The organism is Bradyrhizobium niftali (genome assembly GCF_004571025.1).
Classification (GTDB): domain Bacteria; phylum Pseudomonadota; class Alphaproteobacteria; order Rhizobiales; family Xanthobacteraceae; genus Bradyrhizobium; species Bradyrhizobium niftali.
Genome location: NZ_SPQT01000025.1, coordinates 1 through 26,289, shown reverse-complemented (window position 1 = coordinate 26,289; position 26,289 = coordinate 1). Strand labels below are relative to the sequence as shown.

General features: G+C 57.9%; 19 protein-coding genes. 12 read left to right on the top strand and 7 right to left on the bottom strand.

Translation table 11 applies throughout. The features are described 5' to 3' along the window. Window positions 1-77: 77 nt before the first annotated feature. The 4 genes from E4K65_RS33440 to E4K65_RS33425 all read right to left on the bottom strand — a co-directional run bounded on the left by E4K65_RS33440 (window position 78) and on the right by E4K65_RS33425 (window position 5,079). A complete protein-coding gene (locus E4K65_RS33440) occupies window positions 78-1,412 on the bottom strand; it encodes a glycoside hydrolase family 16 protein (RefSeq protein WP_135177754.1) in 1,335 nt (444 codons plus the stop codon). 78 nt (window positions 1,413-1,490) lie between these two features. Next, window positions 1,491-2,699, bottom strand: a complete 1,209-nt coding sequence (locus E4K65_RS33435) for an acyltransferase family protein (RefSeq protein WP_167771354.1) — start codon at window positions 2,697-2,699, stop codon at window positions 1,491-1,493. Between the two features lie 179 nt (window positions 2,700-2,878). Next, window positions 2,879-3,865, bottom strand: coding sequence for an NAD-dependent epimerase/dehydratase family protein (locus E4K65_RS33430; RefSeq protein WP_135177752.1), 987 nt, complete (start codon window positions 3,863-3,865; stop codon window positions 2,879-2,881). Continuing rightward, window positions 3,862-5,079 carry a glycosyltransferase family 4 protein gene (locus E4K65_RS33425; protein ID WP_167771353.1) on the bottom strand — a complete coding sequence of 406 codons (1,218 nt, stop codon included), beginning with the start codon at window positions 5,077-5,079 and terminating at the stop codon, window positions 3,862-3,864. The genes E4K65_RS33430 and E4K65_RS33425 overlap by 4 nt, the downstream gene beginning before the upstream one ends. A gap of 310 nt (window positions 5,080-5,389) precedes the next feature. Between E4K65_RS33425 and E4K65_RS33420 the strand changes: the two genes are divergently transcribed. After that, complete coding sequence (locus tag E4K65_RS33420) at window positions 5,390-5,803, top strand: hypothetical protein (RefSeq protein ID WP_135177750.1); 414 nt, start codon at window positions 5,390-5,392, stop codon at window positions 5,801-5,803. Between the two features lie 46 nt (window positions 5,804-5,849). On the opposite strand, the gene E4K65_RS33415 is transcribed toward E4K65_RS33420, so the two are convergent. Beyond that, window positions 5,850-6,872: a glycosyltransferase family 2 protein gene (locus E4K65_RS33415; RefSeq protein WP_135177749.1), complete on the bottom strand. Its 1,023-nt coding sequence runs from the start codon at window positions 6,870-6,872 to the stop codon at window positions 5,850-5,852. 134 nt (window positions 6,873-7,006) lie between these two features. Between E4K65_RS33415 and E4K65_RS33410 the strand changes: the two genes are divergently transcribed. From E4K65_RS33410 to E4K65_RS33380, 7 genes are all read left to right on the top strand, one after another. Further along, window positions 7,007-7,978 (top strand): UDP-glucuronic acid decarboxylase family protein, encoded by a 972-nt coding sequence (locus E4K65_RS33410; protein WP_135177748.1) that lies wholly within the window; start codon window positions 7,007-7,009, stop codon window positions 7,976-7,978. Beyond that, a complete protein-coding gene (gene galE / locus E4K65_RS33405) occupies window positions 7,975-8,973 on the top strand; it encodes a UDP-glucose 4-epimerase GalE (RefSeq protein WP_135177747.1) in 999 nt (332 codons plus the stop codon). Before E4K65_RS33410 ends, galE (E4K65_RS33405) begins: the two co-directional genes overlap by 4 nt. A gap of 120 nt (window positions 8,974-9,093) precedes the next feature. Then, window positions 9,094-10,113 carry a glycosyltransferase family 2 protein gene (locus tag E4K65_RS33400; RefSeq protein ID WP_135177746.1) on the top strand — a complete coding sequence of 340 codons (1,020 nt, stop codon included), beginning with the start codon at window positions 9,094-9,096 and terminating at the stop codon, window positions 10,111-10,113. Window positions 10,114-10,217: 104 nt separating this feature from the next. Then, window positions 10,218-10,994, top strand: coding sequence for a class I SAM-dependent methyltransferase (locus E4K65_RS33395; RefSeq protein ID WP_135177745.1), 777 nt, complete (start codon window positions 10,218-10,220; stop codon window positions 10,992-10,994). Beyond that, a complete protein-coding gene (locus E4K65_RS33390) occupies window positions 10,991-11,962 on the top strand; it encodes a polysaccharide deacetylase family protein (protein ID WP_135177744.1) in 972 nt (323 codons plus the stop codon). The genes E4K65_RS33395 and E4K65_RS33390 overlap by 4 nt, the downstream gene beginning before the upstream one ends. Then, complete coding sequence (locus tag E4K65_RS33385) at window positions 11,959-12,810, top strand: ABC transporter permease (protein ID WP_135177743.1); 852 nt, start codon at window positions 11,959-11,961, stop codon at window positions 12,808-12,810. The genes E4K65_RS33390 and E4K65_RS33385 overlap by 4 nt, the downstream gene beginning before the upstream one ends. A 1-nt stretch (window position 12,811) precedes the next feature. Beyond that, window positions 12,812-14,053: an ABC transporter ATP-binding protein gene (locus tag E4K65_RS33380; protein ID WP_135177742.1), complete on the top strand. Its 1,242-nt coding sequence runs from the start codon at window positions 12,812-12,814 to the stop codon at window positions 14,051-14,053. A 22-nt stretch (window positions 14,054-14,075) separates the two neighbouring features. On the opposite strand, the gene E4K65_RS33375 is transcribed toward E4K65_RS33380, so the two are convergent. Both E4K65_RS33375 and E4K65_RS33370 read right to left on the bottom strand, forming a co-directional pair. Beyond that, window positions 14,076-15,104 carry a glycosyltransferase family 2 protein gene (locus E4K65_RS33375; RefSeq protein ID WP_135177741.1) on the bottom strand — a complete coding sequence of 343 codons (1,029 nt, stop codon included), beginning with the start codon at window positions 15,102-15,104 and terminating at the stop codon, window positions 14,076-14,078. Window positions 15,105-15,195: 91 nt separating this feature from the next. After that, window positions 15,196-16,257, bottom strand: coding sequence for a glycosyltransferase family 2 protein (locus E4K65_RS33370; protein ID WP_135177740.1), 1,062 nt, complete (start codon window positions 16,255-16,257; stop codon window positions 15,196-15,198). A 213-nt stretch (window positions 16,258-16,470) separates the two neighbouring features. Here E4K65_RS33370 and E4K65_RS33365 point away from each other — a divergent pair, with 213 nt between their 5' ends. The 4 genes from E4K65_RS33365 to E4K65_RS33350 all read left to right on the top strand — a co-directional run. Further along, on the top strand, window positions 16,471-17,391 hold the full coding sequence (locus tag E4K65_RS33365; protein ID WP_135177739.1) for a glycosyltransferase: 921 nt from the start codon (window positions 16,471-16,473) through the stop codon (window positions 17,389-17,391). Window positions 17,392-17,415: 24 nt separating this feature from the next. Next, complete coding sequence (gene galE / locus E4K65_RS33360) at window positions 17,416-18,393, top strand: UDP-glucose 4-epimerase GalE (RefSeq protein ID WP_135177738.1); 978 nt, start codon at window positions 17,416-17,418, stop codon at window positions 18,391-18,393. Window positions 18,394-19,070: 677 nt separating this feature from the next. Next, complete coding sequence (locus E4K65_RS33355; RefSeq protein ID WP_135177737.1) at window positions 19,071-20,654, top strand: ArnT family glycosyltransferase; 1,584 nt, start codon at window positions 19,071-19,073, stop codon at window positions 20,652-20,654. Between the two features lie 317 nt (window positions 20,655-20,971). Then, window positions 20,972-26,289: Ig-like domain-containing protein (locus E4K65_RS33350; RefSeq protein ID WP_135177736.1), on the top strand; the 5,318-nt coding region annotated here is incomplete at its 3' end.

Here is a 26,289-nt window from a genome sequence, read left to right as displayed (position 1 = left end):
CGCAGCAAGTTTCTTTGATCGGCCCGTGGTTCTGCCAATCGGATTTGCGACTCACCAAAATAGTCAGCTGGTTGGTCCTAGCCAAACTGAATAACCTTTACGCTTGCTATGTACATTCGGGCAGGAAAGATGCTGGCGTCGGGTGGTTGGCCAACAACGCCTCCCACCGTCACATCGATCAACATATACCACGGGCCAACGCCTACAAGATTCGGCATCGCGCAGAATGGCTTGCCGTTGAAGTAGTAAGTGATCTGCCTTTCGCTAAGAAAGCAGCCAAAGCGATTGAATCTGGCGAAGATGTCCGCGCCGGGCTCAACATGAGTGAGGGGCACCGATGCGCCATATGTCCGGTGTCCTTTATCGCCAAGCCAATGGATGCTCGAGGTCACGGCGTCCGCCGGATAGGCAGACGATTTGATGAAGGCTTCGAGGATATCGATCTCCGGTGGCCAGCCGTCACCTACTCGCTTGAGCCACAGTGCGGGCCAGCTTCCCGCGATCTTCGAGAGCTTCACGTCAAATTCGACATAGCTGCCCGTGGTGATGCGGTTGAACAATGTCCGTGAGGTGACGATCGCGGCCGTATACCTGAAAGGGACGTTTTTCTGCCAGCCGAGCAACAGCTTTCCGCCCTTCCCATCGGATAGTCCGTTCTCCACGTACTCTGCCTGGATGAAGCGATGTCCGGTCGAGGGATCGCTCCCCCACACTTTGGCTTCAGGGTTTAGGGTGGGATCCGCGTAGTATGCCAGCTCCTGGTTGCTGTCGTGGCGGCGACCATGCGAGTAGCGGGATTGCCAACACGGCCTCCCGTCCAAACGGAATCCGCTATCGCTCGCGAAGTCAGTGTCGCGAAGGTCGTCCGAGAATACAACGGTGCCTCGTGCCGGCAATGGCGGGAGCTCAAATAGATCGTCGCGGGGTGTCGGGTGAGTCGGTGTGCCATCGTCCGTGGTTACCCGGCCGACCCTGCTGGCGTATACGTGTTGAGGGTAGATGAAATAATCCGCCAGTTCGACCTCAAGCGATCGTCCGGGCTGAAGCGGACGCGGGAGCGGGACCTCGATGGTCTTTTGCTGTTCGCCAGGTTGAAAAATCAGGTATCCGCGGGCGATCGTTTGCGAGGTGTTTGCTTGAGGCCCGGGACGATTGCTTTCATTCGCTCTTTCGCGGGCAAAATACTCGAGGGCAATCGTGCGGTTGGTCGGCACGCTCAATGCCACGGGGACCCTGGCCACGCGGTCTTCGCTTCCAAGGGTTGCATTGTCGATTGAGACGGCGATTTCGGACTCGGTTGACTGCACCACGTTGGCAGGTGTGTCGGCTCGTGAGCGCGTGGCGTAGAGATCGCCAGTAAGGCATACAACACTAGCCGCGCCGGCAAGCACTTGGCGTCGCGTCGCTGACATGGGATCTATCCGGGTTCGAAGGGCGATTGATGCTGCCACCTATCGCCTGCGCGTGCATCGGCGGCTGGATATGCCCTCTCATGTGTTCCCTCCTTCCGAGGTGCGCAACTCGGCAGTCAAGGGCAGGGTAGCAGGGGCGATCTGTGGTTGAACGCCGGCTTTGCCAAGCAGGAACAGCGCCTTCCAGTCCCGCCGATGGCCAAACTCAATATAGCGGTAGCTCAACGCGCTTAACGCCAAGATCAGCGCGGTGAACGGAGCCAGCAGCCGCAGCGTATCTGCCAGCAGTGAAGTGTCAGGCGGTATCATGTCGTTCATCACGATCCCGTGCCAAGCGTAGATGCTGTAGCACATGCAGCCGAGCAGTTGCAGCGGCCAGTTTTCGAGAAGCGAGCGGAAGAGGCTGCCGGCGAACAGGCTGCCGAAGAGAAAGAGAGAAAAAGCCATCGAAAACGTCATGCCGCCCAGAACTCGCACCGCGAGCCAAGGCGCGTAGTGAGTCAGATAGAGCCCGAGCCCGCCCAGCACGAGGCCTGAGAGCAGCGACGGGAGGCTCGATGCAGGCCGTTTTGAATTTTCGAGCTGTCGCACGTAGATATCACAAGCCAACATGCCCAAGACGAACTGATAGCAGCTTCCAAATATGCCGTTGGTGAATGGACGGAAAGAGCCGATGTTCGCGACCGGAATCGAGCCGCCAATGAAGTTGAATATTGAACATGCCGCCAGCGCCGCAACCACGACAGTGCCAATGCCCCAGCGGCGGATAGCGATGATCAAGACAGGAAACAGCAGGCTGAACCAGATCTCGACGGCGACGGACCAGAGCACCATGTTGGACGGCGGCATGAACCCGTGAGGCGAAAACACGAACAGCGTTGAAAGAAGCCCGCCAGCCTCGAGATACCATCGCAGAGAGCCGACGCCGGTCTGCGCATGTAGCGTCAGCGTTACAAGGACGACGATATAGTAGAGGGGCAAGAGCCGGTGGGCGCGATGCAGATAGAACGACCGAACATCGGCGAGGCTCTGTATATTGCGACGTCCGAGGCGGTAGGGGAGATAGAGCACAAAGCCGGAAAGGACAAAGAAGAGAGGAACGCCGAGCCAGGCATTTGCAATGAAGGCTGCGAAGATGCCATTCGGGTCGAGCTGCCCGGTGTGCAGTGGGTCCTTTGCCGCGTAGGGGATAAAGAGATGGTGGAGAACCACCATGAGAATGGCGATGCCGCGGAAGCCATTCACGACTCCGATCTTCGCGTCTGTGCCGGTCGGGTGCTGCATCATGAGATCCCTCGTGCCCACAGAACCAGAAGTCTGGGCGAATGTTTGCATGGTCGCAGGCATCCTCTGTCAAGAGTTCACCAGCCCCACTGCATCGACGACAATTCGCCGCCAACAATGAAGCGCCGCCAGCGGGCTGGCTGCGCTTCATCTCCTTTCAAATGGTCAGATCCGGAGGCGTTTTAAGCCGCTTTTGCCCGCTCCTTGTTCCCGCGCACCTGCCGCTCGATCCATTCATAGGTCTTCTCAAGGCCAGAGCGTAGCGTAGCACTAGGTTTCCAGCCGAGCTTCTGCCCAATCAGCCGGTTGTCCGAATTGCGGCCACGCACACCGAGCGGACCCGGGATGTGCTTTTTGTGAAGCTTCTTGCCCGCAATATCGGCGACGATGTCGACAAGCTGATTGATCGTGACCATCTCTTCCGAGCCAACGTTGACGGGGCCCTCGAAGTCGGACCGGGTCAGGCGGATCGTGCCTTCCAGGCATTCTTCGATGAAGAGGAACGAGCGCGTCTGGGTGCCGTCGCCCCAGATATCGACGTCGCCACCGTTGGTAGCCTGGGCAACCTTGCGGCACACCGCGGCTGGTGCCTTCTCCTTGCCGCCGTCCCAGGTGCCTTCCGGCCCGAAGATGTTGTGATAGCGCGCGACGCGATTGCGCATGCCATGGTTGCGATTATAGGCAAGGTAGAGGCGCTCCGAGAACAGCTTCTCCCAGCCATATTCGCTGTCGGGGTTCGCCGGATAGGCGGAATCCTCGGCACAGTTCGGATTGTTCGGATCCATCTGATTGTGTTCGGGATACATGCAGGCTGAAGAGGAATAGAACATCCCGCGCACATTCCGCTTCTGGCAGGCATCGAGCATGTTGAGGTTGATGGTGGCCGAATTGTGCATCACATCGGCGTCATGCTCGCCGGTGAAAATATAGCCAGCACCGCCCATATCCGCGGCGAGCTGGTACACCTCGTCGAACCGCCGATCCGTAATCTGGCGACAGAAATATTGATCGCGGAGATCGCCAACGGCGAAGTCATCCGCCTCGGTTTCCGCAAACGGCGGAAATTTCAGGTCGACGCCGCGGACCCAAAATCCTTCCCGCTTAAGCCGTTTGACCAGGTGCCCGCCGATGAACCCACCCGCGCCGCACACCAGGGCAGTCTTAGTCATGAAGTTCCCTTTCTCACATCTCTCGCATCGATAGCATATTGGAATACAGTCTCAAAACGATCGGTCACCCGTTTGATGTCGTAATTGTTCAAAGCAAATTTCCTACCACTTTCGGCCGCTCCGATGCGAAGGGCATCATCCTTCATCAATTGGATTGCGGAACGTAGAAAACCTCCCTTGTCGGTCGGATCGACGACGATGCCCGCTCCGTTCTTGCGGACCACTTGGGAAGCAAGGTTTTCAGCTGGCGCCGCCAGCAATACCGGGCGTTGGGCGCAGAAATATGACTGCACCTTGGAGGGAACAGAAAACATGCCGGCATCCGGTTCGATCGTTGCAACTGTCACGTCCGACGTTGCAAGAACTTTGGGCAGATCAGCGAACGGTTGCAGCGGCAGCAGGATCAAATTGTCGATCGATTGCTCGTTCTTTGCTCGCTCGAGCTCGGAGACGCCCACGCCTTGGCTGACGACAACAACATTTGCCTGTCCCTTTACCTGCTTTGCAAGTTCGACGAGCAACTGAGGATTATGCTTCAGTGCGAGTGTGCCCGAATAAAGGAAGTTGAAGGTGCCACCGAGCCCGTGACGGAGTGCCCAGTCATTGTCCTTTGGGAGCGGGGAAATCTCGTTTAGTGTCCCCCAGTTCTCGATGGTGAAGACTTTGTCCTTGGCGCTGACCCACTTTTTTGCAACATCAGCAAAGGAATCGGTGATCACCACGATTGCGTCAGAATTGGCAAATTGCCCACGTTCGAGATACGAATAATAAGCGCCGATCCCCGCGCCGATGGCGCCCATCTTTTTTCGCAGCAGCTTTGAAGCGGCGATGCTGTAGAAGTCCTGAACCCAGAACACGAAGCATGCGCCGCTCTTGCGGGATGCCTTCACGATTGCCGATTGGGCTTCGGTGGGAGTATTTCCCGAGATGACGAGGTCGGGCTTGAGCGCCAGAACCAGTTGTGCGACGGCCTTGCCATAGGCGACGTCGTCAAAACGGCGCTTTACAAAGGAGTTCTTGTCATACGGACGCGGCAGACTTACGCCTTTGAAGGACAGGCCGACCGGGTCAGAGGAGGTGCGGTGAAGGCGCCCCTTGGGGCCATGGTCGCCGTGGAAATAAGCGTGAGTAACCTGGTGTCCTCGCGAGGCAAGCTCGCGGCTCAGATCAACCTGGAAGGGGTGGCCGGCATAGTCGTGAACCAGAATCTTCAATGTACACCTGCCGGACGCGCGAATTCGTTGTTTGCCAATTGGGGGTACATGACCCGTCACCCTTTGATTGTCTATGAGAGACTCGATTAACCGTGAATAGCGGCAGAAATTTTGCATGTTCGCGGCATTGCTCCGGTCCACGAGGGGAGTGCTCTATCATAGCGTTAGGCAAGGCCGCTTTGGTGAGTTCTTTCAGGGCATTTGATGCTTGATCTCTTGTCTTGCTTGCGACTAGCGTCGCCGGCATGATTTTGATAGTCGGGTTGGATTTTCTGCACATGCTACAGCTATTGAGCAACTAGAGGTCATCATGCTCTTCAGGGTCTTGATTTGTGCATTTGTAGCGTGGATCCCCGGGTTCGATGCAGCTTTGGCCGAGCCAATGACCATTGACTTTTCCTGGCAGAGCGCGGGAGGGTGCATCACACTTTTTCCGAATCCCGAGATCCGCTTCAAGAACGTGCCTCCAGATGCCAAACTGCTTCTGCTCACGCTGTCGCAAGGGACCAGGGAAATGGGTGGTCAGGAAATCGCCATGCCGGCAAACGGCGTTCTGCCGTCTGGAAGCATCCGAACATTCGGTCCTTGCAGGTCAGACGTGTATCAATGGACCGCGGTGGCAAAATCCTCGAAGGGGGAAGTCTTGGCCGAAGCTCGCCGAGCTCGTGTCTATCCGACTGATGAGCTCGCGTCCGAAAAAATTATACGAAGTGAAAGCAGATGATTGTGAGGCAGTCGGCATTGGTCTGCCCGGACGTACAATATGCCCTCTAGTTGCTCGATCGGCTGCATCGTGTTTGGTCGTTCCTATGCGGAGATACCGACAGGAATTTGCTAGATGGAGTTCGAGGACCCGTCTGAACCCACCTTAGCACACGTCGAGTTAGGCCGGCCAATAGCCAGATCAGGGACGCGATGCCCGTCTGAAGGCTGCTGCGCGATAGCTTTGTGATTAGCTCCAGTGCATCACGAAATTGCCCTTGTTCGATTGCTCGCAGGGCTAGCGAGCAGGCGAGTATCGCCTCGCCTCGCGCAAACTGGCCGGCAAGCTCCGGATGCGCTTGGCTGAACTCAATTTCTACCATCCGACGCGATCTCATCATCTGCCGAAAATCATCTGACATTGAGCCTGGGGAGATGCGGTAACCAATCAGATATTCCGGCACCACCGCTATCTCGTGTCGCTCCGCAATCTCGAGATACAGCTTCCAGTCTTCGCACCCCTGGCCTCCGCGGGAGCGCAGTGACTCATCGAAGCCGCCTGTGGCGACCAACGCCTCTCGCCTTATGAGCGCATTGCTGCCGCTGATGACGACGTTGCCCAGGCACATTTGGGCAAGGATACTGCCTTCCTGCCGGATTGGCGGGGCACAACCGGTAACGTTGCCGTCATCATCGATCCAGCAGCACCACGCGTACACGAGTGCGGTTTCCGGGCCGCTTGCCTCAAACCGCTCGAGCTGTCGTTCAAGCTTTGTCGGGTGCCAGAGATCATCGGCATCAAGCGTGGCGATGAAATCTCCCTGCGCATCTGCAATTCCTCGGTTGCGCGCCGATGCCACGCCGCCGTTCTGCTTGTAGATATATCGGACTCTCGAATCGCCCCGCATCAGAGTGGTCGCAACCGACTTCGTCCAATCCGAGGAGCCATCATCGACTATGATGATTTCTATATTCCGGTAAGTTTGATTTAGCGCGCTGACGACGGTATCGTGGATCGTGTCCGCAGCATTGAAGGCTGGCACGACGATCGAGACAAGTTTGTTGGTCAGCACACCTTGAGAACGCGCCATACTGTTTTAATGCTTAATCGTAATTGAACTGTACTCTTGAAAGCAATCCAATAAGACTTTATCGGGAAGGCGTTTAAATAGCGACGATTGTACGACAACAGAGTAAATAACGAATAATTACAAAGGGTTGTTCCGTGCCGCGTCAAACGAAACGGATATTGGTCACCGGTGGTACGGGGTTCCTAGGTTCGCACCTGTGCGAGCGACTAGTAAACGCCCAACATGAAGTTCTCTGTGTCGACAACTTCTACACGGGCTCTAAGCAGAACGTGAGTGGCCTGTTGAAGTGTCCTCACTTCGAGCTCATGAGACATGATATTACCTTTCCCTTATATGTCGAGGTGGACGAGATCTACAACTTGGCCTGTCCGGCCAGCCCTATTCACTATCAATACGATCCCGTGCAGACGACGAAGACCAGCGTGCATGGGGCAATCAACATGCTGGGTTTGGCAAAGCGAGTTAAGGCGAAAATTCTGCAGGCCTCAACCTCGGAAGTCTACGGTGATCCTGAGGTGCACCCGCAGAACGAAGCCTATTGGGGTAGGGTAAATCCCATCGGTCCGCGCTCCTGCTATGACGAAGGCAAGCGTTGCGCTGAGACGTTGTTTTTCGACTACAGGCGACAGCACAATCTCACGATCAAGGTCGCGCGCATCTTCAACACTTTTGGTCCGCGGATGCAGCTCAATGACGGGCGAGTCGTTTCAAACTTCATCGTGCAGGCTCTCACTGGCCGGCCGATTACGATCTACGGCGACGGCAAGCAGACCCGTTCTTTCTGTTACGTCGACGATCTGATCGATGGTCTCATGCGGCTGATGGACTCGGGCGATGAGATAACCGGACCGATCAATCTCGGAAATCCCAACGAGTTTACGATGATTGGACTGGCGGAGATTGTCATCGAGCTCACCGCGTCGAAGTCTCTGATCGAGTTCAAGCCACTTCCAACCGACGATCCACGACAGCGGCAGCCCGACATCGGTCGGGCGCGCGATACGCTTGGTTGGTCGCCTTCCGTGCCGCTGCGCGAAGGCCTTACGAAGACGATCGCATATTTCGACGACCTGCTCCGTTCGGAAGGACTTGCTGTGGTAGCATGACAAAAACCGTCCTTGTCACCGGTGGCGCGGGTTATGTGGGGTCGCATTGTTGCAAAGCGTTCGCCAGCGCTGGATGGGCTGTCATCACCGTCGATAATCTTTCACGGGGCTGGCGCGATTCCGTGCGCTGGGGGCCGCTGATCGAATGCGACATCCGGGATGGGACGCGGGTACGCGGTGCGCTGGAGATGTACAAGCCGGACCTCGTTGCCCACTTTGCGGCTCTGGCCTATGTGGGTGAATCGGTGACGGATCCCGCGCTGTACTATGCGAACAATACCGCCGGTACACTTGCGTTGCTCGAATCGATGCGCGCGGCCGGATGCGATCGCATTCTGTTCTCCAGTACATGCGCAAGCTATGGCGTGCCTCAACACGTACCGATCGACGAGGGGCATCCGCAACTACCGATCAATCCGTATGGCTGGACGAAGATGATCATCGAGCGCATGCTCGAGCACTATGGCAGGGCCTACGGGATGGCTTCGGTCTCGCTAAGGTACTTCAACGCGGCAGGTTGTGATCCTGACGGGGAGATCGGCGAATGTCACGAGCCCGAGACCCACGCCATTCCGCTGATGATCGAAGCCGCTCGCAGTCCAGATCGTCCGTTCACGGTCTTCGGAACGGACTTTCCAACGCTCGATGGCAGCGCGATCAGGGACTACATCCACGTCAAAGACCTCGCGCAGGCACATTTGCTGGCGGGCGAAATGTTGATCCGGCAGGGCGGAGTCCACGTCTTCAATCTCGGTACCGGCGTGGGTACGAGCGTGCTCGAGCTTGTGGAGGCTGTTGCACGCATTGCCGGGGCCGCCCCGGCCGTGCTCTATGGATCGCGCCGTGAAGGCGACCCGCCAAAGCTCGTCGCGTCGTTCGAAAAAGCCGCACGCGAATTGGGTTGGCACCCAACGAACTCGCAGATCGATTTCATCGTGGAGACAGCTTTGAGGTGGCGAGATCACCCTTCGGCTGCACGACGTTCATCGCATTGATGGTTGGAGCTTGCCCCACCCGGGGTGCTCTGCATCTGCGGAGCAGAGTACCTCTCCACGGAAGAGATAAAGGACAGCCCTGCCGTGTTTCTGGATAGATTACGTTCCCTTCCCGGACGCGTGAACAAGCTCGACACGGTCCAGTTCGGGCTGAGGGGCCTCCTGCTGCCGTTCCGCGTCAGGCATCTCAGCGGGCCTGTAGAGCTCCTTTCCCATTCTGATGACGTCATTGTCATCAGCGTCATGCGAAACGGCGAGCCTTGGCTCGAATCCTTTCTGACTCATCACCGCTCGATGGGAATCAAGCATTTCGTGATCCTCGACAACGGGTCGACCGATCAATCCATCGAAGTACTTTCCAGACAAGCCGACGTCACGCTGCTGGCGAGCTCTGCTCCCTATCATGCCTATGAAAACACCATGAAGCGCTATCTGGCGAACAAGTACTGCCGCGATCGGTGGTGTCTGTGCGTGGACGTCGACGAACAGTTCGATTTTCCCGGATCGGCTCACGCGTCATTGCGCGCCTTAATTGGCTACCTCGATCAAAGAGGTTTCAACGCCGTGATCACCCAGATGCTGGACATGTTCAGTGACGGACCGATCTCAGAGGCAAGGATCAGGCCTGGCATCGGCCTATGCTTGCAGTACCCCTTCTACGACGTATCGGCCGTCGACAAGACGCCGTATGCGTTCGGTGAGGTTAGCAACCCTGCGATCATGACTCATCATGGCGGCATCAGGAAGAAGGTCTTCGGAACGAAGAATGGTCTTAGCAAGGTTTCTCTCTTTCGAATGGATGGGAAGATCAAGCCCTTCATCGCGTGGCACCACGCGTTGAATGCTAGATTGGCGGATTTCTCCGGTGTTCTTCTCCACTTTCCATTCGTGGACTCCTTTTACGCAAAGGTCGCCGAAGCCGTCAAAAGCGGGCGCTATGGCTATCTGACGAGTGACGAGTATTCGGGCTATTGGGCAGGGCTCCAAAAGCTGCCGGGTCTTTGCCTGAAACTCGAGTCGGCAAGGTTGCTGTCGACGACCGATGAGTTGCTGGACAATGGCTTCCTTGCTGCGTCGAAGGAATATCGGGCCTGGCTGGCCGGACAGGGACGTGCCAAGCCCGTTGTGAGCGATGGGTAGAGGGGGACGGCAGTGATCAGGTGCGATGAAAGGTGCATGCTTGTGTGCCTGACCTGGCTTGACCCACGCCTTGAGTCCGGGCAGCCGATATTGGAAGATCCCTCATGACCGCCTCGTCCCTGCTTCGTGGCGTCGCAAGATTCGGCCGTCGACAATTGCTGCGTCTCATCGCGAAAGCCCCCGCGCCGATCGGTCAGCGTCTGTCGCGTTGCCTCTGGGCGCCGCCGCCAGGCACCATCGATTTCGGGGATTTCGGACGAACCGAGCCGATCAGCGCCGATTTCGGCTTCGACAGGGGAGCGCCGATCGATCGCTATTACATCGAGAGTTTTCTGGCTCGCAACGCCGCCAGGATTCGCGGCAGAGTTCTCGAAATCGGCGACAATGCGTATACGCTCCGATTCGGCGGCAAGCAGGTCGAGAAAAGCGACGTTCTCCATGTCGACGTGACCAACCCGCTCGCCACAATCATTGGCGATATCTCGGTCCCGGGGACCTTGCCTGAACGGGCGTTTGATTGCGTCATCCTCACGCAAACCCTCCATCTAATTTTCGACATGCGGGGCGCGCTGGCGGAGCTTGCGGGGGCGCTCAAACCGGGCGGAACGCTTCTTGTGACGGTGCCCGGAATTTCCCCCGTCGCTCGGGGTGCATGGGGACATACGTGGTTCTGGTCGTTGACGGAGATCGCACTAGGGCGACTGCTGGGGTCTCTCTTCGAGGAAAAGGGTGTTGAGCTCGAGACGTTCGGGAACGTGTTCGCGGCGACATGCTTCTTGCAAGGATTGGCGGTCTCTGAAGTATCGCAGGCCAAGCTTGACGTGCTCGATAAGTCGTTTCCCGTGATTGTATCCGCCGCGGCAAGAAGGCGGGGCGAATGACGCTCCAACCGTTGCGAAGCCTCAAGCGATCGATTGGGCGGCGGATCTTTGGCGCCGATCCGATCATACTGATGTATCACCGTGTCGCGGATATTCCGGTCGATCCCTGGGGGCTTGCGGTGCACCCGGCGCGGTTCGAACAGCAGATCGCGCGTCTCAGGCGCCTTCGACGCGTTGTCCATCTCCACGAATTGCTTGACCTGGAACGGCGCCGCGCGCCTTCGGACAAGCCGCTTGCGGCGGTTACCTTTGACGACGGCTATCATGACGTTTATTCGAACGCGCGACCCGTGTTGCAAAGGCTTGACTGTCCCATGACGTTGTTCGTGACGACCGGGATCATCGGCACGGACAGGGAATTTTGGTGGGACGCCGTTGCGCGAGTCTTCCTCGAAATCGAACATCTGCCCGAGAGCCTCACACTGGACATCGCAGGCAAGGAGTGCCACTGGACGGTGCCGCCGGCCTCGGATCACCAAGCGCGCGATCGGATCTTCCGGGAGGTGTGGGGTCGCTTGCGGGTCCTTCCGCACGAGGTTCTGACGAAGCTCCTGGCAGGGATCGGCGAATGGTCCTCCTGCGACCTCGTCGCTCGGGAGATGCATCGGGCGATGACGGCTCCAGAGGTTCGCAACATCTCCGACGGTCTTATTACGATCGGGGCACACACGCTCACGCATCCAACCTTGCCAGCTCATAGCGCGGACGTTCAGTTCAGGGAGATCGCGGAAAGTCGGCGCGCCTGCGAGAAACTCGCAGGCACCCGAGTGCGGACCTTTGCCTACCCGTTTGGTGATCACAGCGACACGACCGTGCGAGCGGTCAGAGAGGCCGGATTCGATCTTGCCTGCACGGTGGACGCTCGTTCTGTCAGGCGAAACGCCGAACCCCTGACGCTACCGCGAATTTACGTGGGCGATTGGAAGGGCGATGAGTTCGAAAAGAGGATTGAGGATCCTTCGCTATGACCGGAAGCGCGAAGCGAATTACGATCATCAAGCGTCGGAGCGGCTGGTTCGACCTTGACCTGCGACGCGCCTGGGAACACCGCGATCTCCTGTTCCTGTTTGCTCTGCGTGACATCAAGGTTCGTCACAAGCAGACGCTGCTTGGCCCCGGCTGGCTGATCCTTCAGCCTCTGGTCTGGACGGCGGTCTTCACGGTCACGATCAGCGGTGTGGCCGGGGTGTCGACTGCAAATCAGCCGGCGCCCTTGTTCTATCTTTCGGGGCTGATCGTGTGGTCCTATTTCTCGCAGGTCATCTTTGCCACCAGCCTGGTCTTCATCGAAAACGAACACCTCTTCAGCAAGATCTACTTCCCCCGCATTGTGGTCCCCTTGTCGTCCCTGATTTCGACTGGAGTAGCGCTCCTGATTCAGTTCGTCGTCGTCCTTGTGTTCCTCATCGCCTTTCACTGGATGGGAAAGTCAGACGGGCTCTCATGGCGCATTGTCGGGTTTCCGTTGGTGGTGCTGCATCTCGCCGCCGCCTCGCTCGCGACCGGGCTCATTCTAGGAGCGTCAACGGCCAAGTACCGCGACTTGGGCTTCATGACGTCGTTCCTGGTCCAGGTCTCGATGTTCGTAACCCCGGTCCTCTATCCTTTCTCCGCTATTCCCGAGCAGTACAGGGTCATGGCGAGCCTTGCCAATCCATTGGCCGCGATCGTCGAGGAAAGCCGCTGGTGCCTTCTCGGCGAATCCATGCTCACGCCGGGCCAGGTCCTTGCTTCGCTTCTCACGACGGCGATTGCTCTGGCTTGCGGCGTTGTACTCTATCAGCGCGTTGAGCGCACCGTTATGGATACGATCTGAGATGCAGGACCATCTGGCCATCGAGGTTCGGGGGCTTTCGAAGCGATATCGGCGCGGGGCCATCGGAATGAGCTCCCTGCGCGAGGAGGTCGAGCTGTTTCTCGCTCGCCGACGCGATCAGCGGCCGAGGCGAGCGAGCAGGGAGTTCTACGCGCTGAAGGATGTCACGTTTTCCGTTCCCGCTGGGAGCGTTTGCGGAATTATCGGCCGAAATGGTTCGGGCAAGACGACGCTCCTCAAGGTGCTAACGTCGATTACCGAGCCGGAGGAGGGAGAGGCCACACTGAGGGGACGCGTTGGCAGCCTTCTTGAAGTGGGCGCGGGCTTCCATCCCGAACTGGATGGGATCGAGAACATTTATCTCAACGGCGCGATTCTCGGGATGAGCAAGTCCGAGATTACGTCGAAGCTTGATCGCATCATCCAGTTCGCTGACATCGGCGATGTCATGGAGACGCCCGTGAAACGCTATTCCTCCGGAATGTATGTCCGCCTGGCCTTTGCGATTGCCGCACATCTCGAGCCCGATATTCTGTTGGTGGATGAGGTCCTGGCGGTCGGGGATGCCGATTTTCAGCGCAAGTCGCTCGCCAAGATGAAGGATGCCGCAGGAGAAGGCCGAACCGTGCTGTTCGTGAGCCACAACATGGCAATGGTCCGCCAGCTCTGCGATATAGCGGTTTACCTGGAGGCCGGTCATCTGAAACAGATCGGCGCATCCTCTTCCGTCATCGATGCCTATCTGCTGGGCTCGACCCCACGATCCACCCAAGGTGAACGGACGGGGACAGACGAGCTTTGGGGCGAGCTTCGCATTCTCGAACCGTCATCCGAAACCGCATGCGATCATCTCAAATTCGGGGGAGATTACGATTTTGTTCTTCGGCTCGGTGCCAGCCAGCCGTTCAGGCGTGGAGTCGCCGAGATCAGCATTTTCGATCAGGAGGGAGCACGGATCTCGTCCCTCGAAAGCCTCGCGGAAGGCGTCGACCAGTTTGACTTCACGCAGCCGGTCGAAATCGTGTTCAATGTGCGTTCACTCGGCTTGTTGCCGGGGACCTATATCGCGGGATTTTCCCTCTTTGCCTGGGGAGAGGAAGAGCCAAGACTGTCCGTCGAGGCTTGCCTCAGCTTCGAGGTCGTCGCAGCGACCGTCAACGATGCATATTGGCCCTATTTGAGAGAGTACCACGGCATCGTGCGGTTGTCCCATTCCGCCAATCTGCGTGTGCCCGGCTCGTAGCTGCGCACGAACCCTGCGGCTCTCAGACGCGACCGGGTTGACCGGCCGGCCTGACGGGCCTTCTCCGGTGGAGCAGATGATGTTTTCCGACCCGCCAGAGAATCTCCTCGAGCACTCGGTAGGGCAAGGTTAGCAAACGGTAGATTACTGGGTGCGCATAGCGCCACATCGAGCGGTTGATGGCTTCATCGATACGGGGCTCCGCCACTCCCCTCGCATTTAAGTAGCGCTTGAGCCACGACAGATAGTACAGTCGAACACTCGCGTACTGCCCCTCGCGGCGCACCGTTGTGAGACAAGAGGCGCGATGCTGTCGGTACTTCAGCCAGACCGTGCTGGAGAAGAATACGGGGGCTTCGAGGTAGAGCTTGGAAAAGCATCCCTGGTCCTCATAGGCTTGCTTCTCGCCGGTGAAGTGCTCCTCGAAGCCGCCGATGCGCGCCAGGACATCGGCTCGAATCATAACATCGGACGGACATGGTGCATCTGCCGTGCCAAGAGGGTAGAGCGCGAGCAGCGCCTCCGGCTGCGGGACCGGGCGATCAAAAACGTGCCCTGTCGGGATCAGGAAATCATGGTCTCCCGACCAGCTGCCCCAGTAAAGCACCGCGCCACAGACCATGCCGAGCTCGGGATGCTCGCGCATGATCCGCACCTGATCGGAAAGCTTGTTCGGCTCCCAGATGTCGTCCGAATCGATGAACGAGATCAATTCACCGCGGGCTGCGCTTATGCCCAGGTTCCTGGTCGCGCTCATCCCGCGATTTACGTGTCCGGGATGTTCGAGATATCGAATTTGCCCGGGATACCGGCTTGCGAATTCCCTGGCTATCGCGGTGCTCGGATCGGTTGATCCGTCATCGACTAGCAGGAGTTCCCAGTTGGGATAGGTCTGGGCGATGACGCTTTCAATGGCGTCTGCCATGAAAGTCTCAGCGTCGAGGAAAATCATGATGGTGGAAACGAGGGGATCGGGTCGCCCTGTGCCGTTGCCTGAAATCGCCGAACCCATACTCATACTAATACCGCCGGTGGAAACATCGGGCAGCATACAGGAATTGTGAGATGAGAATAAGGTGTGCCGGGCCAGTTGGCCGTCGCTTGGTAAACTTTGCGCAACAGCAAGAGTTCCCCGGAACGATCTACTCGTTTGGACTGCAAATCGGGCACCGCAGATCAGGTTCGATTGCGCTGAAGGGGCGCCCGTGCGCTGCGGCGTCCGCGCCCATGCTCAAACGGGAGGCAGCGCGCGGCATCTGGAGAAGCCGGCGGGCGAGTTCTCGCAGTACGCCGACATTGTGTTGTTCGTTCAGCGGATCACGCGCTATCGAGGCAAGCATGTGTCGGATCGTGGTCGCCCGGCGGCTTGTGTCCCCACACATGGCGGAGATGTAGATGTCGAAATCGTGGCGTGATCTCGCAAACAGCTCATCTGGAATATCCGGCCGTTTCGTCCGGGCGTAACTCATCGTCATCTCGTAGGAGCGCGTCATCTGCCCCACATTTCTGGACATCGCCTGGGGCAGTTGACGGTAACCGACCAAGAAGGCCGGTGAGAGCACGACGCGCGCGCGTTCGGCGATTTGCAGGTAGAGCAGCCAGTCTTCGCATCCCTGGGCGTCGGCTGCACGCAAACCGGGCTCCCAACCACCGATTTCCTCGAGCAAAGCCCTTCTGATCAGCGGAACGCTCGAATTGCCAATGAAGTTGCCCAGGATGAGAGGGCAGTAAATATCTCCCTCGAAGCGGCTCTCGTAGCAGCGGGTGACCAGCGAGTCCGTGTCGATGTCGACGAACCAGCAATAATCGAGCCCGACGTCGTCGGGCGCCGGATGCAGGTTGGCGACCTGCCGTTCGATCTTTTGAGGGTGCCAAAGATCATCGGCGTCCAGCGGGGCAATCAGAGATCCCTTGGAGTTTGCAAGAGCTGTGTTTCGTGCGACGGCAACGCCGGTATTCGCTTGACGTATCAGGACGATTCGGGGGTCTTGTTCGCCGAACCGAGACACGATGTTCGGTGTCTCGTCGGTGGATCCGTCGTCGACCACGATGATCTCGAGCTCGGCATAGGTCTGCCGCTGCGCAGAGCGAAGGGACTCGGCAATCGTTTGCTGGGCATTGAAGGCAGGAATGAGAACGCTGACCAATGGCATCGTGCCAGCCCGCTTGGATGGGTCCCGTTTGGTATTCTGAGCATTATTCATAATGCCTCCAGGCCGTCCCGACCATGTCGCCGTTAAGGTAACCGGACGAAGCCAAGTAGTCTCGTCCCGGTTCTCCGGCTATCAGGGCGAAGCGGCTGCTTGCTTGATCTTATTTTTGAAGGCACAATCGACAATATTTTTTTACGTTTTCGAGGATTTGCGGCTGAGAGAATCCGGGCGTGAACCCGGTGTTGCCGGCCGCGGACGAGTTTCATGACCACTTCAATCGCTCTCGTAATCAATACCTACCAGCAGGCTCATTTTCTTCCCGCGTCGATCGAAAGCGGACTCGCGCAGACCGTGCCGTTTGACGAGATCATCGTCGTGGATGACGGATCAACGGACGATCCGGCGTCCGTCGTTGCCGGTTATCCAGGCGTCCGGCTGGTCACGCAACAGAACGCCGGACTTGCCGCGGCACGCAACACCGGGTTAAAGGCATCGTCATCATCCTACATCGTTTTCCTCGATGCTGATGATCTCTTGATGCCTAATGCGGTGCGGGCGGGCCTGGTCTGCCATACCCTTAGTCCGTGCACAGGTCTCGTCTATGGAGCGCACCGCCGCGTGGGGCCTCAAGGCGAGCCGCTGGGTGGAGACGTCTATTCGGATATCGGTCCCGACGCTTTTCGTACCTTTCTGACGGGTAACGCCATTGGCATGCATGCCACGGTTATCTACGATCGGAAGAAGCTGTGCGATATCGGGGCGTTCGACGTCTCCTTGCCGCGTTGTGAGGACTATGATGTCTATTTCCGCATGGCGGCGAAACACCCGATCCGTTCTCACCCCGAGGTTGTTGCACTCTATCGCTGGCACGGACAGAATATGTCCGCAGATCCCTCCGTCATGCTGAAATGGGTGCTCCGCATCAATGATCGCCAAAGAGCCCGCACGGCAGGCGCTCTCTTGCTGGAGGATGAGCGTCTCCTCGGACGGCGGGTCTGGGTTAGATACTACAAAGATGAGATTGTAAGTGATCTGAGGCGCAGCTGGCGCTCGAGGACTGCTCTTCGCTCCGTCGCGCGAAGTATGCGCTTCGCGAAGATCGCCGTACTCGAAGTGGGGCGGTGGTTGCTTCATCGGTTGGGACGCGCGTACGGGGGCCGCGCAAAATCGCCTTCTCTGAACTGAAGTCCGCAGAGGGGGGCATCGCATATGCCAATTCTGGTGACAGGCGGGGCAGGCTACATCGGAAGCCAAACAGTATCGGACCTGGTTGATGCCGGCGAAACGGTCGTCGTCCTCGACGACCTCTCCACCGGCTTCGAAGCTGCTGTCGCTCCAAATGCCCGGCTGGTCGTTGGAGATGTCGGTGACGCGATGCTCGTGTCCAGCCTCATCGCCGAGCACAACATTGATGCCATCATCCATTTCGCCGGCTCGATCGTCGTTCCAGAATCGATCGCGGACCCGCTTCACTATTATCTGAACAACACCAGCAAGACGCGCAGCCTGATCGAGGCCGCCGTCGGCGGCCGCGTGCCGCATTTCATATTCTCCTCGACCGCGGCGGTGTACGACTCCAAAGAACTATTGCCCGTCAGGGAAGACGATCCCGTTCGACCGCAGTCACCCTACGGACGATCCAAGCTGATCTCGGAGTGGATGCTGGAGGATGTTTCCAGGGTGCATCCGCTCAGATACACCGTCTTGCGATACTTCAACGTGGCGGGAGCCGATCCACAGAAAGGTGTCGGGCAGGCGACGAAAGGCGCCAGTCACCTTATCAAGGTCGCAAGCGAGGCGGCCCTCGGCAAAAGACAATTTGTTGAGGTATTCGGTACGGACTATCCAACGCCAGACGGAACCTGCATTCGAGACTACCTTCACGTCAGGGATCTCGCGGTTGCTCATCGGCTTGCTCTTGCCCGGCTTCGGACCGGCGGATCAAATCTCACGGCAAATTGCGGTTACGGTCGCGGCTATTCGGTCATGGAGGTGCTCCGTGCGATCGAGCGGATCGCTGGAACGAAGCTCGACATCCGCAAGACGGCGCGGCGCGCCGGAGATCCGGTCGCAGTTGTGGCCGACCCGAGCCTCGCGCGATCTGAACTGGGATGGACGCCAATTTTCGGCACACTCGATGCAATCGTCGGAAGTACGCTCGAATGGGAACGAGTTCGGCCATATTGATTGAGGGTGAGCAGTCGTTTTCCCGGAATCCGACAGCCGCGCGGAACGAATTGGTTTTCCTGGTCGGGTCGGCAACTTTGTTTGGAGTGGCTTGCATAACCAGGACAATCGCTTCTGCCATCTGAAGTTAATGCCTCGAATTCTGACGTTCTTCCGAGCAGGAGTCACTGGAGGCCTCATATCGTGGATTGGGGCCGTTGCTATACCTTTCAACGTTTGAGCGCAGCGAACTGGTCACGGGCGAATACTTCCACGTGATACTGCAACCAAAGGCTGCTGTGCGTGTCTGGACCGTTCGCTTCGTCAAGATCTCATTCCTGCTTGGAAACGTCCTGGTGATCGTAACGCTATGGCAAAATCCGAGTCGGTGGCTGCGGGCAAACGGGATCCCTGAGGCAATCCTCATGGCGGGCTGCGTCCATTTAAGCTACCTCGCGACGGCGACTGTCGAGAGTGGCTTAGAGAGGTAGGTAGCTCCAAGCTGGCCGCTGCTGTTAGTTACAACGGCTTGCATCGTCTTGCACAACCTCTCCGGCGAACTCTGCCGACGTCGTCGAGCCGTTGATGGACTCAATGCTCATATTCTATGCAGCGCCGGAGACATGCTTGCGTTGCGGCGAGGCGCCAAGTAAGCACCGGGGACGTATAGGCAATGTAGTGCACGATACGGTGTATAGATGGGCGCCAAGGGCTCGCAGCAAGGTAGGCTTGACTACCTCTTTTTAGGCGGCATCTTGGTCGTGGCCGTAGCCTTGCGCCTCGGGGATTTGACACAGCCGCTCACCGACTGGTTCACGTGGCGCGAAGCGAGCACCGCTATGATGGCCGACAACCTGCCCAAAAACGGTTGGAGCCCTTTCTGGCCAGAAGTGAGTTGGAATGGAGACAGGCCCGGATACCAGGGGCGGGAATTTCAGCTTCTAACATACGTCGCGGCTTACCTGGATCACGTGTTGGGTTGGCGCGACTGGCATGGCCGATTGGCGGCGATGCTGTTCGGCCTAGTAACGCTTACCTCGTTACACAATCTGGTCTTGCGGCTTCGCAATTCCTGGGACGCTCGCGCGGCAGCGCTGATTTATGCACTGCTTCCTGCCGCCATCGTGGTCGATACATCGTATCTGCCAGACCCTGCCATGGTCGCCTTTGTAACGCTTGCGTTGTGGCTGCTCGTCAAGGGCTTACAAGAGCACCACCCTGTAACGCTTTGGACGGCAGCAGGGGCGGGCATTTTAGGCATTCTGGCAAAGCTTCCGGCCTTGGCAGCCCTGCCCGCGGCCTTTTACATCGTGTGGTGCGTACCAACCAAACTCGCCCGCCGAAAGCGGATCGTTCTATTCGGCCTGTGGCTGTGTTTGGCGATCGTTCTCGTTAGTTCCTACTACCGCTGGACCGTCCATCTCGGTCGTACGTATCCGCCTTACCATATCGCTGGCCAAGGATACATTTGGAGCGACGGCTTTACGGAGTTCCTGTCCAAGCGATTCTTCGTCAAAGAAGCGCTCTTCCATGCGAGGACATGGCTCTGGGGCTGGCCAATCATGCTTCTGTGCGCAGTCGCTTTGTGTTCGCCGCCGATCAGTGGCCAGGATGGCGGCGCGGAGCGAGCCAAGACCGAAATCTTGGCCCCCTGGATTTTCCATGTTTGGCTCGGTGGCTTTGCGCTGCTTTATTTCATCGCCGCGCGAGAAATCGTGGAACAGCCGTGGAATTTCCATATAGCCAGTCCAGCCATCGCCGCTCTGGCGGGCATTGGGTTTGTGAAAGTCGCTACCCTCGGGCGCGACAAGTATGAATTGGGCACATTGGCACGGACTATCGCATTGATCGCGGTGCTTCTTGCAAGCAACATCATTGCCGCCAAAGAGGTCAAACAGACCTTTCTTGCAACGGCAGATTACGAGCTTGGGAATGCGCTGGCACGGCTTGCAGGGCCAGAAGAACTAGTGGTCGTGAGCGGCGGCGTCGCGGGAAATCCGGTTGCGATCTATTACAGCCGACATCGAGGCTGGTTGTTTCCGCTTCCAGACGATTATTTCACAGTTTACATGGAAGACGGCGAACCGTCGATCATGGTCATCAAGGATCTGATTCGCCGCGGCGCGAGGTGGTTCGGTATTGTAAAGAGCGCTGCCGATCTGTCTGAGCCACCTCAGACATTTGACCAACACCACGGACAGCTGCTCGCCTATCTTGCCACTGCTCATTCGCTCGAGGCTGACACTCCAAAATATCAGATCTATAGATTACGTGCTCCCTAGATCGGTTCGCGCTGGTTTGAAGAAGTCGCCGGTGCGATCCGCCGCGTGATCCACCAAAAACGATCACGCCGCAGCCCGAGCCAGAGGGTTACTGTATCGTTCCCGCGGCAAGCTCTCAGGCGAATCAGAGACCGTGGGGTGACAGCGCTTTCATCAGATGCGGCAGAGCAACGACCCCGGAAATCTACGGGGCTATCGTGATTGTGAAAGCGTCGTGAAGGGGCAATTTTAGAGCCTCGTTATCGGAGTCGCTCGAAAACCGACCCATATCTCAAATTGTCCGCATACGGCTAAGTCGCCATTGAGGCCCGTCTTCCATGGTCGTCGTGCAACGAGAGCACGCGACCATCATGACCTATGCCTTAACGATCAATGGAACTTCCGGCGCCGATATCCTGTTTGGCGGTACCGGAAACGACCTGTTAACCGGCGGCGCCAGCAGCGACCTCTTCGTTGTTTCGAAGGGGTATGGCTCCGACACCATCAGCGACTTTCAAGGCGGCACCGGTGGGGACGTGCTGCGCGTGCAGAACTACGGTTTTGCAACGCTTGCAAACTTCATGTCCGCTGCAAAGCAGACCGGCACTGATGTTATCGTCACGCTCTCGTCGAGCGAGACGCTCACGTTGGAGAATGTTGCGCTCTCGTCTCTCACGGCGGCAAACGTCGTCCTCGATAATCCGCTGCCAGTGAGTGCTGCGCCGAACACCGCTTGGACGACAATTGGGACTGGAGGGACGCTTACCGGCGGCGCGACCAACGACTCGCTGCAGGCAATGGGTGACGGCGTTACGCTGATCGGCGGAGCGGGCGACGACTCATACTTCATGTACAATCACGGTACGAAAGTGGTCGAGCTCGCCGGTCAGGGGATCGACACGATCTACGATGGCATGATCGACGGCTATAGCCTCGTCAATGCGCCGAATGTCGAGAACCTGACACTGGGCGGAAGCTACAGCTCTCCCGCGACCGGTAACGATCTAGACAACATCATCGTCGGCAACGCCGGCAATAACATGATCGATGGCGGCAAGGGTAATGACGTCCTCACCGGCGGAGGCGGCAGCGACACGTTTGTTATCAAGACTGGGAATGGCAACGACATCATCAACGATTTTCGGACAGGCGCCGGTGGGGACATTCTTCAAATCAATGGCACGAACTTCAAGACGCTCGCCGACGTCACGGCCGCCATGCAGCAGGTCGGCACGGATGTCGTTCTGTCGCTCGGCAACGGCGAGAAGCTAACGCTCGAAAATACGCAAGTTCAGAATTTCACGACCTCCAACATCAATACCGTCACAGCGCCAACAGGACTGGTTCAGACCTTCAGCGACGATTTCAACTCGCTTTCCGCCGGCCAGGACCCGCATTTGACCTGGAAAACGAGTTACGCCTGGAGCGGCGTGGCAAGCTACACACTCTCAGGTGAGCAGGAGGTGTATGTCGACCCGAGCTTCACTGGTCTGCCCGGGACCCAGGCGTCGAGCTCGTTAGGCCTTAATCCGTTCTCGATACAGAACGGCCATCTTGTCATCACGGCAGCGCCGATCCCGTCCAGCGATGCGGCCTATGTCGGCAACCATCAATTCTCGTCGGGCGTGATCACCACCGAAAACAGCTTCGTCCAGACCTATGGCTACTTCGAGATGAAAGCCTCGCTCCCCGGCACCGCGGGCGCATGGCCTGCTTTCTGGATGTTACCGATCAACACGCGCGGCCTCAACACGGAACTCGATGCGCTTGAAGCGCTGGGCAAAGATCCTGACCAGGCCCACTGGGGCTTTCTGTCGTCGACTACGTCGACTCAAGGCTATTGGGCAAATACGGCCAACCTGACGGCCGGTGACCATACTTTCGGTGTGGAGTGGACGCCCTATACGCTGACGTATTTTGTCGACGGCGTCGAGGTCGGTCAGGTCGCCACTCCCTCCGACATGAACACAGCGATGTACATGATCGCCAATCTGGCGATGGGCGGAAGCTGGGCCGGAAACGCGGATCCAAGCGCGACCGCGCAGATGAGCATTGATTATATCAAAGCGTACCAGCTGCCGGAGTACACACTTGCCAACTACACGCTTCTGGCCAGCGGAGCTCCGACGACCACCGTTGCAGGAACGGCAAGTGCCGATACATTAACTGGAACCACCGGCAACGATCTTCTCGGCGGTGCAGGAGGTGCCGATACGATGACCGGCGGGCTTGGTGACGATACCTACATTGTCGCCGATCCCAACGCCAAGGTGGTCGAAAGCTACGGCGGTGGGGTGGATACCGTCATTTCGACGGTCACGTACAAGCTGCCTGACTACGTTGAGAACCTGACGCTGACAGGTTCGGCAGCGATCAACGGCACCGGCAATTCCGAAGCCAACATCATTATCGGCAACGATGCAGCCAATATCATCACCGGCGGAGTCGGCAATGATATCCTAACAGGCGGTGGTGGTGCCGACACCTTCGTCATCAACTCGGGCGACGGCTCGGACATCATTACCGACTTTACACCGGGATCAACCGCCGGGCATGATGTCGTTCAGCTGAACGGCTTTGCGTTCACGTCCTTCAACGACATCAAGGCGGCGATGACGCAGGTCGGCAACGACGTGTATCTCGCGCTGACAAGCCAGGATACGCTAGTTTTTCGCAACGCCACGATTTCAGCGTTCACCAGTGATGACTTCCAGCTGCCGGGAAGCTTGCCGGTTGGAGGCACCATCACATCCTGGATCAACGGATCAACCAGCAGCCATATTGTTTACGGTACCGCTGCGAACGACAAGATTACGGCGTTAAACTACGACGATACGCTGGTCGGGTGGACTGGCGATGACACATACGTTGTAAACAATGTGAATCAGAAGATCACTGAGAATTCGGGCGGTGGCATCGACAGCGTCGAAGCGTGGACATCTTATACGCTGTCCGCAAATGTCGAAAATCTGACCCTTATGATGGGAGGCCTTACAGGCACTGGAAACGAACTGGCCAACCGGATGGTTGGCTCCAGCGGAAATGACGTCTTGAATGGTGCCGGTGGCGATGATTGGCTCTTCGGGGATGCGGGTAATGACACGTTCATCTATGGCATCGGTAGTGGCCACGACACGATAGCCGACTTTCACGTCCTGACCAGCACGACGGCGGAGCACGACAAGCTGATTCTGAAGGGCTACGATGCTAGCGCTTACCTGACGAATGTGGGGGAAGAGTGGACCGTTCATTATGCAGGGGGGACCGACAGTTTTCGAATTGCCGGCGTGACGCAATTGTCATCGTCCGACTACGCATTCGTCTCCGCTACCGGCGCATCCATGACCATGGCCGGACTGACGGCGCCGACGATCTCGCTCGCTTCTGCAAGCACGCCGGGCGCCGGGGGGCTCACCAACGCAGATCATTTGACCCTGACCGGATCTGCACAGGCAGGCGTTACGATCAAGGTGTTTGACCAGACAGTCCAGATTGGTGTGGCGACCGCTGACAGCAACGGTAGTTGGAGCTTCACCACTGGCACTTTGACAGACGGAAGTCACTCATTTTGGGCGGTGGCCGCTGACGGAGTGGGTGATCTCAGCGCTGTTTCGACCAGCATAGGTGTGGTCGTTGATAGGACCCCACCTGCCGCGCCGAGCATTGCGACGTTCTCGCCTGACAGTAGCGTTGCGGGCGATGGCATTACCAGCGCCAATCAGGTGACGCTGAGTGGGACCGCGGAGGCTGGCAGCAAGGTCCTGGTGTTCGATGGAGCGACCCAGGTGGGCATCGCCACGGTCGATGCCGGTGGCAACTGGTCGTTTGCGACCGGCACGTTGGTCGATGGCGCCCATGTCTTCACCGGCCAGGCGGTGGACGCGGCCGGCAACATCAGCGTGGCCTCCAGCGCCTTGAACGTCGCGGTTGATACGGTCGCACCCAATGCTCCGACGATCGTCTCGGACACGCTCGCCGCGTCCAACACGATGGTTGTTGCGGGAGCGGCGGAAGCGGGTAGTACGATCAAGTTGTATGAAGGAAGCAGCTTGCTAGGCACCGCGGTGACGACGTCTAATGGTGTATGGAGTATCACGACCGGATCTCTAGCGCAGGGGGCGCATGTATTCGCGGCGACCGCAACGGATGCAGCTGGCAATTCGAGCGGTCTTTCAGCTGCGTTTGACCCGGTCGTCGGAACATTGATCGAGGCAGCTGGAACGACCAGTTTGATAAGCGCTGGAAACAACTTCTATCTCTCTAGTGCCGGTACAGATGTCCTGCTGAAATTCGGTGGCACAGCATACGTGGCCGGACAGTTCAGCGGCTGGGCGCCGATTGGTGCGGAGGCGACATCGACCGGCTTTGAGGTAGCCTGGAAGAATTCGACGACCGGCGTGTACACGGTGTGGAATACCGACAGCAATGGCAATTTCACGTCCAGCCTTCTCAGCAACGTCTCCGGAACGAGCGCGTCCTTTGAGTCGATCGAGACTTTATTCAATCAGGATCTCAACCGCGACGGCGTGATTGGTGTTCCCAACAAGACAATCGAGACGGTCGGCTCCACCAGCCTGGTTCAGCTTGGTGGCAACTTCTTGCTCAATCCGATCGCCGGAGGAACCGGCCCGACCTTGAAGTACGGTGGCACGGCGTTCGTGGCGGGACAGTTTGGTGCATGGGTGCCGCTTGGCGTAGAAGCGACGTCGAGCGGCTATGACGTCGCCTGGAAGAATACCTCGACTGGGCTGTACACGGTGTGGACCACCGACAGCAACGGCAACTTCACCTCGAACCTGCTCAGCAACGTGTCGGGGACGAGCGCGTCTCTTGAATCGATCGAGACGGTGCTCCAGCAGGACCTTAACGGCGACGGGGTGATCGGCTTGCACACGACGACCGTTGAGGCCTCGGGCGCAACCAGCCTGCTGCAGGTTAGCAGCAATTATTTCCTCGGAGGAAATGGGCCCACCTTGAAATATGGTGGCGTGACGTACGTGGCCGGACAGTTCAGCGGTTGGGTGCCGATTGGAACGGAAGCGACATCGAGCGGCTATGACGTCGCCTGGAAGAACACCTCGACCGGTGTCTTCACGGTGTGGACCGCCGACAGCAACGGCAACTTCACCTCGAACCTTCTCAGCAACGTCTCGGGGACGAGCGCATCTTTGAAATCGATCGAGACGGTGCTGCATCAGGATCTCAACGGCGATGGCGTAATCAACAGCTCATCGACCGTACTTGATATTTCTGGAAAGATCACTCTTGCGCTCGGCAACCTGAGCCAAGCGACCGTCATCGAACCAGGAGCGACGCTCGAACTGACTGGAGCAGCTTCTGGATCGGTCACGTTCAAGGGCGTCACCGGTACCTTCACTCTCGATCATTCCACGCAATTTACTGGCACGATTTACGGCCTTTCCGGCAACGGTGATCCGTCCAGCTCGGATATTCTCGATCTCAAGGACATCTCGTTCGGATCAGGCACGAAGTTCGCCTATTCAGGTGACACATCGGGCGGGGTACTCACCGTCTCGGACGCCCAGAACCATACCGCGCACATCACGCTAGCCGGCGACTACACCCATTCAACGTTCAATCTCTCAAGCGATGGAAACGGCGGCACCCTCGTCATCGATCCGCCAGTTGACGGATT

Bases quoted from the DNA above. Each gene is read 5' to 3' on its own strand.
- E4K65_RS33440 (WP_135177754.1), bottom strand. From the start codon at position 1,412: ATGTCAGCGACGCGACGCCAAGTGCTTGCCGGCGCGGCTAGTGTTGTA.
- E4K65_RS33435 (WP_167771354.1), bottom strand. From the start codon at position 2,699: ATGATGCAGCACCCGACCGGCACAGACGCGAAGATCGGAGTCGTGAAT.
- E4K65_RS33430 (WP_135177752.1), bottom strand. From the start codon at position 3,865: ATGACTAAGACTGCCCTGGTGTGCGGCGCGGGTGGGTTCATCGGCGGG.
- E4K65_RS33420 (WP_135177750.1), top strand. From the start codon at position 5,390: ATGCTCTTCAGGGTCTTGATTTGTGCATTTGTAGCGTGGATCCCCGGG.
- E4K65_RS33415 (WP_135177749.1), bottom strand. From the start codon at position 6,872: ATGGCGCGTTCTCAAGGTGTGCTGACCAACAAACTTGTCTCGATCGTC.
- galE (WP_135177747.1), top strand. From the start codon at position 7,975: ATGACAAAAACCGTCCTTGTCACCGGTGGCGCGGGTTATGTGGGGTCG.
- E4K65_RS33395 (WP_135177745.1), top strand. From the start codon at position 10,218: ATGACCGCCTCGTCCCTGCTTCGTGGCGTCGCAAGATTCGGCCGTCGA.
- E4K65_RS33390 (WP_135177744.1), top strand. From the start codon at position 10,991: ATGACGCTCCAACCGTTGCGAAGCCTCAAGCGATCGATTGGGCGGCGG.
- E4K65_RS33385 (WP_135177743.1), top strand. From the start codon at position 11,959: ATGACCGGAAGCGCGAAGCGAATTACGATCATCAAGCGTCGGAGCGGC.
- E4K65_RS33380 (WP_135177742.1), top strand. From the start codon at position 12,812: ATGCAGGACCATCTGGCCATCGAGGTTCGGGGGCTTTCGAAGCGATAT.
- E4K65_RS33375 (WP_135177741.1), bottom strand. From the start codon at position 15,104: ATGCTGCCCGATGTTTCCACCGGCGGTATTAGTATGAGTATGGGTTCG.
- E4K65_RS33370 (WP_135177740.1), bottom strand. From the start codon at position 16,257: ATGAATAATGCTCAGAATACCAAACGGGACCCATCCAAGCGGGCTGGC.
- E4K65_RS33365 (WP_135177739.1), top strand. From the start codon at position 16,471: ATGACCACTTCAATCGCTCTCGTAATCAATACCTACCAGCAGGCTCAT.
- galE (WP_135177738.1), top strand. From the start codon at position 17,416: ATGCCAATTCTGGTGACAGGCGGGGCAGGCTACATCGGAAGCCAAACA.
- E4K65_RS33355 (WP_135177737.1), top strand. From the start codon at position 19,071: ATGGGCGCCAAGGGCTCGCAGCAAGGTAGGCTTGACTACCTCTTTTTA.